The 14,704-nt window shown below is 63.5% G+C and carries 14 protein-coding genes; 11 read left to right on the forward strand and 3 right to left on the reverse strand.

Annotated features, from left to right (window positions below; genetic code table 11):
* Window positions 1-101 precede the first annotated feature (101 nt).
* Window positions 102-1,496: an argininosuccinate lyase gene (argH, locus tag AC07VG_RS18140; RefSeq protein WP_495021629.1), complete on the reverse strand. Its 1,395-nt coding sequence runs from the start codon at window positions 1,494-1,496 to the stop codon at window positions 102-104.
* Between the two features lie 185 nt (window positions 1,497-1,681).
* Between argH and AC07VG_RS18145 the strand changes: the two genes are divergently transcribed.
* The 8 genes from AC07VG_RS18145 to rsd all read left to right on the forward strand — a co-directional run bounded on the left by AC07VG_RS18145 (window position 1,682) and on the right by rsd (window position 9,105).
* Complete coding sequence (locus AC07VG_RS18145; protein WP_495000070.1) at window positions 1,682-2,764, forward strand: sensor histidine kinase; 1,083 nt, start codon at window positions 1,682-1,684, stop codon at window positions 2,762-2,764.
* Complete coding sequence (locus AC07VG_RS18150; protein ID WP_495000069.1) at window positions 2,761-3,507, forward strand: LytR/AlgR family response regulator transcription factor; 747 nt, start codon at window positions 2,761-2,763, stop codon at window positions 3,505-3,507. The genes AC07VG_RS18145 and AC07VG_RS18150 overlap by 4 nt, the downstream gene beginning before the upstream one ends.
* 139 nt (window positions 3,508-3,646) lie before the next feature.
* Complete coding sequence (gene hemC, locus AC07VG_RS18155; protein WP_495000068.1) at window positions 3,647-4,588, forward strand: hydroxymethylbilane synthase; 942 nt, start codon at window positions 3,647-3,649, stop codon at window positions 4,586-4,588.
* The gene (locus AC07VG_RS18160; protein WP_495000067.1) at window positions 4,585-5,352 is read left to right on the forward strand and encodes a uroporphyrinogen-III synthase; all 768 of its coding nucleotides are present in this window, start codon (window positions 4,585-4,587) and stop codon (window positions 5,350-5,352) included. Before hemC ends, AC07VG_RS18160 begins: the two co-directional genes overlap by 4 nt.
* 18 nt (window positions 5,353-5,370) lie before the next feature.
* Window positions 5,371-6,498 (forward strand): uroporphyrinogen-III C-methyltransferase, encoded by a 1,128-nt coding sequence (locus AC07VG_RS18165; protein WP_495021630.1) that lies wholly within the window; start codon window positions 5,371-5,373, stop codon window positions 6,496-6,498.
* The gene (locus tag AC07VG_RS18170) at window positions 6,495-7,718 is read left to right on the forward strand and encodes a heme biosynthesis HemY N-terminal domain-containing protein (protein ID WP_495000065.1); all 1,224 of its coding nucleotides are present in this window, start codon (window positions 6,495-6,497) and stop codon (window positions 7,716-7,718) included. Before AC07VG_RS18165 ends, AC07VG_RS18170 begins: the two co-directional genes overlap by 4 nt.
* A 225-nt stretch (window positions 7,719-7,943) precedes the next feature.
* Window positions 7,944-8,459: a disulfide bond formation protein B gene (locus AC07VG_RS18175; protein ID WP_495000064.1), complete on the forward strand. Its 516-nt coding sequence runs from the start codon at window positions 7,944-7,946 to the stop codon at window positions 8,457-8,459.
* A gap of 187 nt (window positions 8,460-8,646) precedes the next feature.
* Window positions 8,647-9,105, forward strand: a complete 459-nt coding sequence (gene rsd, locus AC07VG_RS18180; protein WP_495000063.1) for a sigma D regulator — start codon at window positions 8,647-8,649, stop codon at window positions 9,103-9,105.
* A gap of 64 nt (window positions 9,106-9,169) precedes the next feature.
* Here the strand turns inward: rsd and AC07VG_RS18185 are convergent, their stop codons facing one another.
* Window positions 9,170-9,835 (reverse strand): FKBP-type peptidyl-prolyl cis-trans isomerase, encoded by a 666-nt coding sequence (locus tag AC07VG_RS18185; RefSeq protein ID WP_495021631.1) that lies wholly within the window; start codon window positions 9,833-9,835, stop codon window positions 9,170-9,172.
* Between the two features lie 173 nt (window positions 9,836-10,008).
* Between AC07VG_RS18185 and AC07VG_RS18190 the strand changes: the two genes are divergently transcribed.
* Complete coding sequence (locus AC07VG_RS18190; RefSeq protein WP_495021632.1) at window positions 10,009-11,100, forward strand: AlgP family protein; 1,092 nt, start codon at window positions 10,009-10,011, stop codon at window positions 11,098-11,100.
* Here AC07VG_RS18190 and AC07VG_RS18195 read toward each other — a convergent pair.
* Window positions 11,097-11,561 (reverse strand): TIGR02444 family protein, encoded by a 465-nt coding sequence (locus tag AC07VG_RS18195; RefSeq protein ID WP_495000060.1) that lies wholly within the window; start codon window positions 11,559-11,561, stop codon window positions 11,097-11,099. The genes AC07VG_RS18190 and AC07VG_RS18195 overlap by 4 nt on opposite strands.
* Before the next feature lie 50 nt (window positions 11,562-11,611).
* On the opposite strand from AC07VG_RS18195, the gene AC07VG_RS18200 reads away from it, so the two are divergent.
* Window positions 11,612-13,522, forward strand: a complete 1,911-nt coding sequence (locus tag AC07VG_RS18200; protein WP_495000059.1) for an ATP-binding cassette domain-containing protein — start codon at window positions 11,612-11,614, stop codon at window positions 13,520-13,522.
* A gap of 219 nt (window positions 13,523-13,741) precedes the next feature.
* Complete coding sequence (locus tag AC07VG_RS18205) at window positions 13,742-14,374, forward strand: LysE family transporter (protein WP_495000058.1); 633 nt, start codon at window positions 13,742-13,744, stop codon at window positions 14,372-14,374.
* Window positions 14,375-14,704 lie beyond the last annotated feature (330 nt).

The raw sequence follows: 14,704 nt of genomic DNA on the forward strand, positions 1-14,704 counted from the left end.
ACACACGGTTCTGTGGGAGCCGGCTTGCTGGCGATGGCGCCCGCAAGATTAATGCAAGGCTTGCAGGCCTCATCGCCGGCAAGCCGGCTCCTGCACAGGGATCAGCGGCTGGCGAGCAACGCCTGGCCGCGCGCAACGGCCAACTTCACCTGTGCCGGTGCCGTCCCGCCGATATGGTTGCGGGCATTGACTGAACCTTCCAGGGTCAACACCGCAAACACGTCTTCATCGATCTGGTCGCTGAACTTGCGCAATTCTTCCAGGCTCATTTCCGCCAGGTCCTTGCCGGTTTCCACGCCGTATTTCACCGCATGGCCGACGATCTCGTGGCAATCACGGAACGGCAGGCCGCGCCGCACCAGGTAGTCCGCCAGGTCGGTCGCGGTGGAGAAACCACGCAGCGCCGCTTCGCGCATGATGGTGTGCTTGGGTTTGATCGCCGGGATCATGTCGGCAAACGCCCGCAGCGAATCGCGCAGGGTGTCGGCGGCGTCGAACAGCGGTTCCTTGTCTTCCTGGTTGTCCTTGTTGTAGGCCAGCGGTTGGCCCTTCATCAGGGTCAGCAGGCCCATCAGCGCGCCGAACACCCGGCCGGTCTTGCCGCGTACCAGCTCCGGCACGTCCGGGTTCTTCTTCTGGGGCATGATCGAGCTGCCGGTGCAGAAGCGGTCCGGCAGGTCGATGAACTGGAACTGCGCGCTGGTCCACAGCACCAGCTCTTCGGAGAAACGCGACAGGTGCATCATCGCGATGCTGGCCGCCGAGCAGAACTCGATGGCGAAGTCACGATCCGAGACGTTGTCCAGGGAGTTGCCGCCGACCGCGTCGAAACCCAGCAGTTGGGCGGTATATTCACGGTCGATCGGGTAGGTGGTGCCGGCCAGCGCTGCGCTGCCCAGGGGCATGCGGTTGGTGCGCTTGCGGCAGTCGACCAGGCGCTCGTAGTCGCGGCTGAGCATTTCGAACCAGGCCAGCATATGGTGCCCGAAGGTCACCGGCTGGGCGGTCTGCAGGTGGGTGAAGCCGGGCATGATGCTGCCGGATTCGCGCTCGGCCTGTTCCAGCAGGCCTTTTTGCAGGCGGGTGATTTCAGCCAGGATCAGGTCGATTTCGTCGCGCAGCCACAGGCGGATATCGGTGGCCACCTGGTCGTTGCGGCTGCGCCCGGTGTGCAGCTTCTTGCCGGTGACGCCGATGCGGTCGGTCAGGCGCGCTTCGATATTCATGTGCACGTCTTCCAGGTCCACGCGCCAGTCGAAGTTACCGGCCTCGATTTCGCCCTGGATGGTGGTCAGGCCCGCGACGATGCTGTCGCGTTCGGCATCGGTCAGTACGCCGACCTTGGCCAGCATCGTGGCGTGGGCGATGGAGCCCATGATGTCGTGGCGATAGAGGCGCTGGTCGAACGTGACGGAGGCGGTGAAGCGTGCGACGAAGGCGTCGACGGGTTCACTGAAGCGGCCGCCCCAGGACTGATTGGTCTTGTCGGTGCTCATGGATTCGCTCGTGATCTGCTGAAAGTGGGTTGCCGGAAAAGTCGTCGCCGATCATAACAGGGTTGCGTCGATGCCCGTCAGCCGGCCAGCGCCCACAAGATGGGTTTGCGCTACTGGCGGATTATATTTCGACCGAATCTGTCGAACGGCTTGTCGACGTGGGCGCGGGCGCAGAGACTGGGCTCATGCCTATTTCACGATCGAACGAGGGGCGTGATGCGCCCGCGACCCAGGAATTCTTCCTCCCGGAACTCTGCCTGCCCGAGGCGCTGCTGGTGCTGGTGGTGCTGGCCGAGTTGCTGGTGATGGTGCTGGTGCTGGCCGAACCGATGCCCGTCGGTTTCGACTGGGTGCGTCTGGCACTGACCTCCTTGTATGTGCAGTGGCTCGTGCTGTTGTCGGCGGCGTTGTTGTGTGGCGCGCGGGCCTGGCTGGCGCGCTTGCGCCCGGGGCTGGCCGGCGTGTTGTGCTGTGCCCTGGTGGTCGGGCTGAGTCTGGCCTGCACCGGCCTGACCGAGTATTTCGCCCTGGCCGGTCCGCCCTCGGCCGGGGGCACGGCCGGGCGCTATCTGCGCCATGGCTTGATCAGCCTCATTATGTCGGCCCTGATGTTGCGCTACTTTTACTTGCAGAGTCAGTGGCGTCGCCAACAGCAGGCGGAGTTGCAGGCGCGGATCGAGGCCTTGCAGGCGAGGATCCGCCCGCACTTTCTGTTCAACAGCCTGAACAGCATCGTCAGCCTGGTGGCGAGCGATCCGCGCCAGGCCGAGCAGGCCGTGCTGGATCTGTCCGACCTGTTCCGCGCCAGCCTGGCCAAACCCGGCAACTTGCTGTCATGGCGTGACGAGCTGGAATTAGCGCAACGATATTTGTCGATTGAGCAATATCGTCTTGGCAACCGTCTACAGTTGGACTGGAGGGTGGGCACAATTCCAGAGGATTTGCCGATCCCGCAATTAACCTTGCAACCACTGTTGGAAAACGCTCTGATCTACGGCATCGCACCGCGCATCGAAGGCGGCGTGGTCAGGGTCGAAGCCGACTACAAAGAGGGAGAGTTCATATTGTGTATCAGCAATCCCTACGACGATGCCGCACCGCGGCTGGTGTCGAGCGGTACTCAATCGGCACTGGCAAATATCGGTGCTCGACTTACGGCACTTTTCGGGCCTCGCGCTAGTCTTAGCGTGGATCGCCGTGACGGTCGTCACTTCACCTGTCTGCGCTATCCTTGTGCGAGACTCACGCAGGAATCCAGTGCAATATGAATGTCCTGATCGTTGATGACGAACCCCTGGCCCGCGAGCGCCTGAGCCGTTTGCTCGGCGAACTCGAGGGTTACAGTGTCCTGGAGCCCAGCGCCACCAATGGCGAAGAGGCATTGTCCCTGATCGACAGCCTCAGGCCCGATGTGGTCCTGCTCGATATCCGCATGCCCGGCCTCGACGGCCTGCAAGTAGCGGCGCGGTTGTGCGAGCGCGAGGCACCGCCCGCCGTGGTGTTCTGCACCGCCCATGACGAGTTTGCCCTGGAGGCTTTCCAGGTCAGCGCCGTGGGTTACCTGGTCAAGCCCGTGCGCGCCGAGCACCTGCTCGAAGCGCTGAAGAAGGCCGAGCGTCCCAATCGCGTGCAACTGGCGGCCCTGACACGCCCCGCCGCCGAATCCGGCAGCGGTCCGCGCACGCATATCAGCGCCCGTACCCGCAAGGGCATCGAGCTGATTCCGCTGGACCAGGTGATCTACTTCATCGCCGACCACAAGTACGTGACCCTGCGCCACGAGGGTGGCGAGGTGCTGCTGGACGAGCCGTTAAAGGCCCTGGAAGACGAGTTCGGCGACCGCTTTGTGCGTATTCATCGCAACGCCCTGGTGGCCCGCGAACGCATCGAGCGCCTGCAACGCACGCCGTTGGGGCATTTCCAGCTGTTCCTCAAGGGCCTGGGCGGTGAAGCGCTGATCGTCAGTCGACGCCATGTCGCCGGCGTGCGCAAGATGATGCAACAGCTTTAGTTCGTGCCTTGCGCGAGGCGCAAGGTACCGTCAACCCGGTATATCCAGGCCAGGGAGGCCGCTTATTGGCTGATACAAGTCAAAGCGGGCCGGGCCGAGCTGTTATTATCTGCCGTATCTATTCAGTACGGATCGATCCATGTCTTCTCGCGAAATCCGCATCGCTACCCGTAAAAGCGCGCTGGCCCTGTGGCAGGCCGAATACGTCAAGGCCCGCCTGGAACAGGCTCATCCCGGTTTGTCGGTCATCCTCGTGCCCATGGTCAGTCGCGGCGACAAGCTGCTCGACTCGCCGCTGTCGAAAATCGGCGGCAAGGGGCTGTTCGTCAAGGAATTGGAAACCGCGCTGCTCGAGCATGAGGCCGACATCGCCGTGCATTCGATGAAAGACGTGCCGATGGATTTTCCCGAAGGGCTCGGCCTGTTCTGCATCTGCGAGCGCGAAGACCCGCGCGATGCTTTCGTTTCCAATACCTTCGCCAGTCTTGACGAGCTGCCGGCCGGCAGCGTGGTCGGCACCTCAAGCCTGCGCCGCCAGGCGCAACTGCTGACCCGCCGGCCCGACCTGCAGATCCGTTTCCTGCGCGGCAACGTCAATACCCGCCTGGCCAAGCTGGACGCCGGCGAATATGACGCGATTATCCTCGCCGCGGCCGGCCTGATCCGTCTTGGCTTTGAAGACCGTATCACCTCGGCCATCAGTGTCGAAGACAGCCTGCCGGCTGGTGGCCAGGGCGCGGTGGGCATCGAGTGCCGCAGCGCCGACGCTGAGATCCATGCGCTGCTGGCGCCGTTGCACCATGCCGATACCGCCGTGCGGGTCACCGCCGAGCGCGCCTTGAACAAGCATTTGAATGGTGGTTGCCAGGTGCCGATTGCCTGTTACGCGGTGCTGGAAGGCGAGCAGATCTGGCTGCGCGGACTGGTCGGTGATCCCAAGGGCGGCCTGTTGCTCAGCGCCGATGCCCGGGCACCGCGAGGCGATGCCCAGGCCCTCGGCGTGCAGGTTGCGCAAGCGCTGCTGGCCCAGGGCGCGGATGCGATTCTCCAGGCGGTCTACGGCGAGGCTGGCGAAGAGTGAGTGGTTGGCGCCTGTTGTTGACTCGGCCGGCGTCAGAATCGGCCGAGTTGGCGAGCGCCTTGGCGGCTGCCGGGGTGTTCAGCAGCAGCCTGCCGTTGCTGGACATCGAGCCCTTGCCTCTCGACGGTGCCGGGCGGGCGATGATCTACGATCTGGCCCACTACCATGCAGTGATCGTGGTCAGCAAGCCGGCGGCGCGCCTGGCGGTCGAGCTGGTGGACCAGTATTGGCCGCAGCCGCCGTTCCTGCCATGGTTCACGGTCGGCGCCGCGACCGCGCGGATCCTCGCCGATTACGGCCTCGAGGTTGCTTATCCGGGCGAGGGCGACGACAGTGAGGCCTTGCTCGCCTTACCGGCGTTGCAACAGGCGCTGGCGCGCCCCGAGCCGCGGGTATTGATCCTGCGTGGCGAGGGCGGACGCGAGCTGCTGGCCGAGCGTTTGCGGAGCCAGGGTGCTAGTGTCGACTACCTTGAGTTGTACCGGCGGCGTTTGCCCGAGTACGCCGCGGGTATCCTCGCCCAGCGTGTCGCGGCGGAACACCTGAACGCCCTGGTGGTCAGCAGTGGGCAGGGTTTTGAGCACCTGCACCAGCTGGCGGCGACAGCCTGGCCGGAGCTGGCGCGCCTGCCGTTGTTTGTTCCAAGCCCGCGGGTGGCCGAGATGGCGCGCGCCGCGGGGGCCCAATATGTGGTGGATTGTCGTGGTGCCAGCGCCACGGCTTTGCTAGCGGCGTTGCGGGAGCATCCCGTACCCGCTCTCTAGAATGCAAAGGATGGACACGTGAGCGAAACAGCCTTGCCGAAAGAACAAGCCCAGCCGGTGGTCGATACCCCGGTTCAACCGCCGGTGGCGCCAGTGGCGCGCCGTGGTAATGGCCTGGCGCTCCTCGCCCTGTTGCTCGGCGCCGCTGGCGCGGCGGCGGGCGGCTGGGGTGTCTGGCAGGTGCGCAACCTGCAAGCCAACCATCAACAGCAGACCGGGCAGATGCAAGACCTGGGCAACCAGGCTCAGTCCCTCAAGCTGAGCGAACAGCAGTTGGCCTCGCGCCTGGACCAGTTGCCGGGGGCCGCCGAACTGGAGGAGCGCCGACGCCTGGTAACGCAGCTGCAGGGTGATCAACAGCGCCTGAGTCAGCGGCTGGAGAGCGTGCTGGGGGCCAGCCGCAAGGACTGGCGCCTGGCCGAGGCCGAGCACCTGCTGCGCCTGGCCAGCCTGCGCTTGTCGGCCTTGCAGGACATCACCAGCGCCCTGGCCCTGGTGCAGGGTGCCGACGATATCCTGCGTGAACAGAACGACCCGGGCTCCTTTGCCGCCCGCGAGCAGGTGGCCAAGAGCCTCGCGGCGTTGCGCAGCACCGCGCAACCGGATCGCACCGGCCTGTTCCTGCAACTGGGCGCCTTGCGCGACCAACTGCCCCTGCTCAACGAGCTGGCGCCGGAGTACAAGGATCGCGGCGATTCCTTGCTTGGCCTGACCGCCGACGGTGATGGCGCCAGCCGTTGGGCCGTATGGTGGGATGAGATTTCGCGCTATATCCGTATCGACTTCAACGCCAACAAGAACATCCGGCCGTTGCTGGCCGGGCAGAGCCTGGCGCAGGTCCGCCTGGCCCTCAGCCTGGCCCTGGAGCAGGCCCAATGGGCCGCGTTGAACGGTCAGGCCGGGGTCTACACCCAGGCCTTGACCGAGGCCCGCGACGTGCTGACCGGCGGTTTCAATGTGGACAACCCGCAGAGCAAGATCATGATCGAGCGCCTGGCCGAGCTGAGCAAACAGCCGGTGACCGTGCTCACGCCTGATCTGGCCGGGACCCTGGCGGCGGTGCAGGCCTATCTCGAGCGGCGGCATGTCGAGATCGAGACCCCGGTCAGCCCGAGCGCGACCCCGGCCGAGGAGACCAGCCCATGAAGCGTTTCTTCCTGATCCTGTTGCTGGTCGTCGCCATTGCGGCGGGCCTTGGCTATGCGATCTCGCGGCACGCGGGCTACGTCCTGATCGCCTATGACAGCTTCCGTTACGAGTCGAGCCTGTGGGCCTTCCTGGCCGTGCTGCTGCTGGCATGGCTGGTGCTGTGGCTGGTGAAATTCCTGGTGGTGTTGGTGACCACGTCGGGCTCGGTGGCCAATCCCTGGTCGCGGCGCAATCGCAGCCGGCGTACCCAAATCGCCATCGAGCAGGGCCAGATGGACCTGGCCGAAGGCCGTTGGGCCAGTGCCCAGCGCCATTTGCAGCGGGCCGCCGAAGCTGAGCGCCAGCCGCTGCTGTACTACCTCGGCGCGGCGCGGGCCGCCAATGAGCAAGGCAAGTACGAGGAATGCGACAGCCTGCTGGAACGTGCCCTCGACCGCCAGCCCCAGGCTGAGTTGGCGATTGCCCTCAGTCACGCGCAGTTGCAAGTGGACCGTGGCGACAGCGACGGGGCGCTGAATACCCTGCAAGCCATGCATGAGCGCCATCCCCACAGCATCCAGGTCCTGCGTCAGTTGCAGCGCCTGTATCAGCAGCGCGGCGACTGGCCGGCGCTGATCCGCCTGTTGCCGGAGTTGCGCAAGGACAAGGTGCTGGCAAAGGCTGAATTGGCCGAGCTGGAGCGCCGTGCCTGGGGTGAGAACCTGAGCTTGGCGGCCCAGCGCGAAGAGGGCGAAGCGGGTCTGCACGCGCTGGATCGGGCCTGGCAACAATTGAGTTCGGCGCAGCGCCAGGAGCCGCCATTGGTGCTGGCCTATGCCGAGCAGTTGCGTCAGCTCGGTGCCGACATCCAGGCCGAAGAAGCACTGCGTGAGGCGCTCAAGCGCCAGTACGACAGCCATCTGGCACGTTTGTACGGCTTGTTGCGCGGGCGTGACCCGGCCCGGCAGTTGCAGACCGCGGAAGGCTGGTTGAAAGACCATCCGGAGGATGCCAGCCTGTTGCTGACACTCGGGCGCCTGAGTCTGCAAAACAGTCTGTGGGGCAAGGCCCGCGACTACCTGGAAAGCAGCCTGCGGGTGCAGCGCCATCCTGAAGCCTGTGCGGAGCTGGCGCGATTGCTCGCCCAGCTGGGTGACACCGAGCGCAGCAACCAGTTGTTCCAGGAAGGCCTGGGCCTGTTGGACAAGCGTTTGCTGGCCTCGCCACTGCCGGTGTGAAGGGGGCAGGGGGACGGGGTGCGGTTGCAGGCATCCCGTCTTTGCGTGTCAGGATGCTTCCCTCTCCCTGGCGAAGTCTGATTCCTACTGTTGGATTAATGGTTTCATAGGATGTCCGTCGGTAATTCCTTACAGGCTTAAGGAATTGTCTGCTCTGGCTCGCCTTGAAAGGGCCAAGGGCTTTCCTCTACCGTAACTGCCTGTCTCTCCTGTTACGGATAAGCCATGTTCTTGGCCCGCTCACGTTCTCTGTTCTCCCTGGCCTTGTTGACAGGTGCCCTGGTCATGGGGGCGTCGCTGTACCTGGAGCGTGTGACCGGGCTGGAGCCTTGTTCACTGTGTATCGTCCAGCGTTTCTTTCTCGCCGGGTTCTGCCTGGTCTGCCTGACGGCGATGTTGCACGGTCCGGGTCGCATCGGCCGTTGGATCTATGGCGGCCTGAGCCTGTTGCTGGCCCTGGCCGGTGCCGCCACGGCGGCGCGACAGGTCTTGCTGCAGCGCGTGCCGGCCGAGCAGTTGATGATCTGCCAGCCCGACCTGCATTGCCTGATCCAGCAAGTACCGCCCCTCGAGGCGTTCAAGCTGATGTTCCGGGCCACGGCCGAGTGCGCGCAGATCCAGTGGACCCTCTTCGACTTGAGCATTCCCGAGTGGAGCCTGCTGGCTTTCGTGGGCATGAGCCTACTGATGATCTATCAGCTGGCGGGGCCGGATTCGGTGGCGGGTGGGACGCAGAAGTAACCGGCAGTCGAGCTCCGGATTAAACACTTGTATGAACTTTCTCTCCTGCGTACCTTGAAGCAGGTGTCGAGCGGGCATAATCTGGCCCGCATCGCGTTATTGCAATCAGCTGTTCTGTTTGGCCAAGTCAGGAGCCTCGAGGTGCTCGGGGCATCGGTCGGCATGACCCAGAAGGGAAGAGATCACCATGCTCGAAAGTTGTCGGAATGCTCAGGAACGCTGGGGTGGAGTGCACCTGCTGATTGATCGCTGGCTGAAGGAGCGTCACGAGCTCGTGCGGGCCTACGATGCCCTCGGTGCCGAGCCGGGTGCCCTGGCGCAGAATCCCGGGCCCTTGCAGGAGTTCTGCGGTCTGCTGGTGGATTATGTGTCGGCTGGCCATTTTGAAATCTACGAGCAGCTGACCGGCGAGGCCAAGGCCTTTGGCGACCAGCGCGGCTTGGAACTGGCCGAGACGATCTACCCGCGTATCGATGTCATTACCGAGAAGCTGCTGGCCTTTAACGATCTGTGCGACGAAGGCCAGTGCGTGGCGCATAAGTTCCAGGAGCTGGGCGGCTTGCTTCACGAGCGCTTCGAGCTGGAAGACTGCCTGATCGAAGTGCTGCATACGGCCCACAAGGAAAAGGCTGAAGCCCAGGCCTGATGCCGATCGCTACACATGAAAACGGTGCGCTCAGGCGCACCGTTTTTCATTGTGGCGGCGCCTGTCAGCTGGCCACGCCGAGCAGCTCGATCTCGAACACCAGCGGTGTGTAAGGCGCGATAAGGTCGCCGGCACCGTCCGCGCCATAGGCCTGTGCCGAGGGCAGTACCAGGCGCCATTTCGCACCGACGGGCATCTGTGGCAAAGCCGTGCGCCAGCCATTGATCACACTGTCCAGGCGAAACCACTGCGGCTGTCGGTTCTGATCGAACACCGTGCCATTGGGCAGGCGTCCGACGTAGCGCACCTGGACCTTGCCGTTGGCCGCGACTTTTTCGCCGCTGCCGGGGGTCAGTTCGGTCATCAGGATACCGTCGGCCAATTCCTGGACGCCGGGTTTGGTCTTCTCTTCAACGAGGAATTTTCGCTCGGCTTCCAGGGCAGTTTCGCTCTGTGGTTTGGCCGCCTCTTGAGCGACCTGGGCATCGTGAGCGGCGAGAATCTGTTGAATGCGTTCGTCCTTCAAGGCCAGCGGCTTGCCCTGGTAAGCCTGCTTCAAACCGTCGAGCAAAGCCTTGATCTGCAGGTCCGGAGCATCCTGGCGCAGACGCTCGCCGAGGCTGGCGCCGAGGCTGTAGGCGAGGTCGTGAGCGTCGTCGTTCGCGACCTCTGGCGCGGCTTGCGCAAGCGGCCAGAAAACACACAGTGACAGCAGAAAATAACGCGGCATAAGCACTCTCCGACCTCAGGTGTTGGGGATTATGCCAGTGCTCCGAGCGGGTTGTTGAAGAAGCATTTTTCAGCGCATGCAACGCAGGCCCTTCGATACTGTCAACATGCCCTAGCGGCGGTAGTCCCAGAGGGCTAGTATGAGCCGCATTCACGTCAGTCAGGAGGTACACCATGTCGGCCACCAAGAAGCCCGTAAATACTCCGTTGCATTTGCTCCAACAGTTGTCGGGCAGCCTGCTCGAACATCTGGAAACTGCCTGCACCCAAGCCTTGGCTGATGCTGAAAAACTGCTCGCTAAATTGGAAAAGCAACGCGGTAAAGCCCAGGAAAAATTGCACAAGGCTCGCACCAAATTGCAGGACTCGGCGACTGCCGGAAAAGCCAAGGCACAAGCCAAGGCCAAGAGCGCGGTCGGTGAGCTCGAAGAGTTGCTGGACAAGCTGAAAGCCAGCCAGTCGGACACCCGTGGCTACATCCTGCAACTCAAGCGCGATGCCCAGGAAAGCCTGAAACTGGCCCAGGGTGTTGGTCGTGTGAAAGAGGCTGTCACCAAGGCGCTGTCGACTCGCGCTGCCAAGCCAGCCGCTGCTAAAGCGGTTGCCGCCAAGCCTGCTGCAAAAGTTGCTGCTGCCAAACCAGTTGCCGCCAAGTCTGCTGCAAAAGTAGCTGCTGCTAAACCAGCTGCCGCCAAGCCTGCTGCAAAAGTTGCTGCTGCCAAACCAGTCGCCGCCAAGCCTGCTGCAAAAGCTGCCGCTGCCAAACCAGCTGCCGCCAAGCCTGCTGCAAAAGTTGCCGCTGCCAAACCAGCTGCCGTCAAGCCTGCTGCAAAAGCTGCTGCTGCTAAACCAGCTGCCGCCAAGCCTGCTGCAAAAGTTGTCGCTGCCAAGCCCGCTGCCGCCAAGCCAGCCGCAAAACCTGTTGCTGCTAAACCGGCTGCCGCCAAGCCAGCCGCAAAAGCTGCCGCTGCCAAACCAGCTGCCGCCAAGCCAGCCGCAAAACCTGTTGCTGCTAAACCGGCTGCCGCCAAGCCTGCTGCAAAAGCTGCCGCTGCCAAACCAGCCGCCGCCAAGCCCGCCGCAAAACCTGTTGCTGCTAAACCGGCCGCTGCCAAGCCTGCCGCCGCAAAGCCAGCGGCCGTAAAGCCTGCTGTGAGCGCCGCCAAGCCGGCAGCGCCTGCCCAGATCGCGCCAGCCGCTGCTCCAGCTGCTCCGACTGCGCCAACGCCTGTGGCACCTGCCGTTACCCCGAGCAGCGCTTCCTAAGCCTGGCTCACCGCGACGCGCAGCTGCCGCAGCGCGTCGCTATTCAGTCGTGCGGCCTGGCGGGTGACAGCCTCCAGCCACGCGGCCAGATCTTCCGCGCCCACCTCTGGCCAATCCCGCCCCAACGCTTCCAGTCGCTGCAATAGCTGCTGCTCGGCGGCCAGTTCCAATGCCTTGACCTGATCCCTCAGCACCTTCAGCTCGACGTCCTCCGAGGCCGCGTTGCGCCATTGCCTGCGCAACTGTCGTAGCGGCTGCACCACCTGGTTGTGCCAGGGCTCGGCGAGTGCCTGTAATTGCCGCGCGCGCTCAGCCTCGCAGCGTACTCCGCGCTGGCCCAGCCAGGCGGCGCAGAGCAGCAGGCAGACATTCGCCCCCTGCGCCTGTAGCGCCAGACAGGTCTGTTCAACGCCGGGTTTGGCGTAGGTGTTCAGGGAAAACGTCCACAGGTCAGCATGCATGGTGAGATCCGCGCCAGTTGCGAGGGAAGCTGGTAGACTCCGCCGCCATTATGATTCGACTTCAGAACCTGACTTTACAGCGTGGCCCGCAACGTCTGCTAGAAGACGCCGAGCTGACCCTGCACGCCGGCCACAAAGCCGGCCTGATCGGTGCCAACGGCGCCGGCAAATCCAGCCTGTTCGCCCTGCTGCGGGGCGAGCTGCACCCGGACTCGGGTGATTGCTTCTTGCCGGCCGATTGGCGTATCGCTCACATGCGCCAGGAGGTCGATACCCTCGAACGCCTGGCGGTCGACTACGTGCTCGATGGTGACGTGCGCCTGCGCCAGGTGCAACACGACCTGGCGGCGGCCGAAGCGGCCCATGACGGTGCCGCCCAGGCCCGTCTGCACTCGGAGCTCGACAGCGCCGATGGTTACACCGCCGATGCGCGCGCGCGCAAGCTGCTGGCGGGTCTCGGTTTCACCAATGAGCAGATGGACCATCAGGTCTCGGCCTTCTCCGGTGGTTGGCGGATGCGCCTGAACCTGGCGCAGGCGCTGATGTGCCCGTCGGACCTGTTGCTGCTCGATGAGCCGACCAACCACTTGGACCTCGACGCGATCATCTGGCTGGAAGACTGGCTCAAAAGTTACCCCGGTACCTTGTTGCTGATCTCCCACGACCGTGACTTCCTCGATGAAGTGGTCGATCACGTGGCCCATGTCGACCAGCGCAAGATCACCCTCTATCGCGGTGGCTACACCGCCTTCGAGCGCGCCCGCGCCGAGCGTCTGGCCCAGCAGCAACAGGCCTACGAGAAACAGCAGGCGCAGCGTGCGCACATGGAAAGCTACATCGCCCGCTTTAAGGCCCAGGCCACCAAGGCCCGCCAGGCCCAGAGCCGGATCAAGGCCCTGGAACGGATGGAAGAGCTGTCCGCGGCCCACGTCGATTCGCCGTTCGACTTTGTGTTCCGCGAGTCGCAGAAGATCTCCAGCCCGTTGCTCGACCTGTCCGACGCGCGCCTGGGTTATGGCGACAAGACCGTCCTGGAGAAGGTCAAGCTGCAGCTGACTCCGGGCGCGCGGATCGGCCTGCTCGGCCCCAACGGCGCGGGCAAGTCGACGCTGATCAAGAACCTTGCCGGCGAGCTGTCGCCGTTGGCGGGACGGATGACCCGCGGTGAAAACACCGTGGTCGGCTACTTTGCCCAGCACCAGCTCGACTCGCTGGACTCCAAGGCCAGCCCGTTGCTGCACCTGCAGCGTCTGGCGCCGACCGAGCGTGAGCAGACCCTGCGCGACTTCCTCGGTGGTTTCGACTTCCGTGGCGCGCGCATCGACGAACCGGTGCTGAACTTCTCCGGTGGTGAGAAGGCCCGCCTGGCGTTGGCCTTGATCGCCTGGGAACGGCCGAACCTGTTGTTGCTCGACGAACCGACCAACCACCTTGACCTGGAAATGCGCCTGGCGCTGACCATGGCCTTGCAGGAATTCAGCGGCGCGGTGCTGGTGGTCTCTCACGACCGTCATCTGCTCAAGAGCACCACGGATAATTTCTACCTGGTGGCCGACGGCAAGGTCGAAGAGTTCGACGGCGATCTGGAAGACTACGCGCGCTGGCTGGTCGAGTACCGCCAGCGCAATGCGCCGGTGAGCAACACCCCGGTCAATCTCGACAAGACCGACAAGAAAGCTCAGCGCCAGCAGGCCGCCGCGTTGCGTCAGCAGCTGGCGCCGCACAAGCGTGAAGCCGACAAGCTTGAAGCCGAGTTGGGCAAGCTGCACGAGAAGCTGGCGAAGATCGAGGCGAGCCTGGGTGACAGCGCGGTCTACGAGGCGGCGCGCAAGGATGAGCTACGTGATCTGCTGGCCGAACAGGCTAAGTTGAAAGTGCGCGAGTCCCAGCTGGAAGAGGCGTGGATGGAAGCTCTGGAACTGCTGGAAAGCATGCAGGCGGAGCTGGAAGCGCTGTCCTGATGCGCTCTTGAAAACACCGCATCCTTGTAGGCGCTGGCTTGCCGGCGATGAGGTCAGTGAGCCTTGCATCGCCTGATCGGCTGTCATCGCCAGCAAGCCGGCTCCCACGCAGCGCGGTGTTCGTTTGTGGGCTGTCTGTCCGACAAAAAACGATAGTCAATTTCACGCCCACGGATTAGCTTAGAGGTTTGTAACAACTCTCTATATCCGAGGTGCATGATGCTGCTTGAGACATGGCTGGCCTTTTTTGCCGCGTGCTGGGTCATCAGCCTATCCCCAGGTGCTGGCGCCATCGCCTCGATGTCCAGCGGCCTGCAATACGGTTTCCTGCGTGGCTACTGGAATGCTCTTGGCCTGCAACTGGGCCTGGCGGCGCAGATCGCGGTGATTGCCGCGGGCGTTGGGGCGATCCTGGCGACCTCTTCCTCGGCCTTCTATGCCATCAAGTGGTTCGGCGTGGTCTACCTGGTGTACCTCGCGGTCAAGCAATGGCGTGCGTTGCCCAGCAACATGGCCGAAGAGTCCACGATTCGCCCGGTCGGCAAGCCGCTGACCTTGATGTTCCGTGGATTCCTGGTGAACGTCAGCAACCCCAAGGCTCTGGTCTTCATGCTGGCGGTGCTGCCGCAGTTCATCGATCCACATGCACCGCTGGTGCATCAGTACCTGATCCTCGGCGTGACCATGATCGCCGTCGACATGATTGTCATGGCCGGTTACACGGGCCTGGCGGCCAAGGTCCTGCGTCTGTTGCGCACGCCCAAGCAGCAGCGCCGGATGAACCGCACCTTTGCCGGTTTGTTTGTCGGCGCGGCGGGGTTTCTGGCGACCTTGCACAAGGCGACGACCTGAAGTTAATCATTGCCTGAACGGACGCTATCGCCGGCAAGCCGGCTCCTATGTATGGACTCGCCCACCCTGTCAACACGCTTTTGAACACTGCTACCCGGTTGCATCTATGTATCAGGCCTATTCGAGGAAGCACTATTTGCTTCTGGCCAACATTGGGTGAGCTCGCGAAATGTCGATTACAGTGAGGCCACGAAGGCCAGTAGGAGCCTAGACATTTATCCGCGACGGTCTGACCTGGGGGTCAATGTTCTTCAGCAGCGGTTGAGGTGACTCAGCACCCCGGTGGTAGAACTCGGTCGATTAATGCACCGCCGCCTCCTGATTACCCAT

The sequence above is a fragment of the Pseudomonas sp. GW821-FHT03C07 genome (genome assembly GCF_059420925.1).